We start from the raw sequence: 513 nt of genomic DNA, 5'->3' as shown, positions 1-513 counted from the left end.
CGATCTGGCAGTCCACGCGTGGGTCCTCATGCCTGACGCGGTACAGCTCCTCGTCACGCCTTCATACGAGTCGAGCGTGGCCATGGCGATGCAAGCGGTCGGCCGTCGCTATGTCGAGACCTTCAACCGCCGCCATGGACGCCGCGGTATCGTGTGGCGTGGCGGATACTCGGCAACAGTGATCGAGCCCGACCGGTACTTCCTGCTCGCGAGCCAGGTCATCGATCATGCGCCGGTGCGAAACCGCCTTGTGACCGAGCCGGGAAAATACCAGTGGTCGAGCTATACGCACCACGTCGGGCTGCGTGTCGATAGCTTCATCAAGGACCATCCACTCTATCGGGCGCTCGGCAATACGCCGTTCGAGCGCCACCAGGCTTACCGCGATCTGGGCGCACAGCGTCTTGACGAACGCGAGGTCAATAACCTGATGCAGTCGACGCTCGAGGGCTGGGTGCTCGGCAGCGCCGCGTATTGCGAGTGGGCGGCGCAGACCGCCAATCGGCGTTTAAT

1 protein-coding gene is annotated in these 513 nt (G+C 63.2%); it reads left to right on the top strand.

Annotation, left to right across the window (positions count from 1 at the left end; all coding sequences use genetic code 11):
* Window positions 1-513, top strand: a 513-nt coding sequence (locus tag C0Z16_RS37080) for a transposase (protein ID WP_102636856.1), incomplete at both ends; no start/stop codon positions are given.

The sequence above is a fragment of the Paraburkholderia rhynchosiae genome (assembly GCF_002879865.1).
Lineage (GTDB): Bacteria > Pseudomonadota > Gammaproteobacteria > Burkholderiales > Burkholderiaceae > Paraburkholderia > Paraburkholderia rhynchosiae.
The sequence above is the reverse complement of the archived record's forward strand: the minus strand, read 5'-3'. Positions and strand labels throughout refer to the sequence as shown.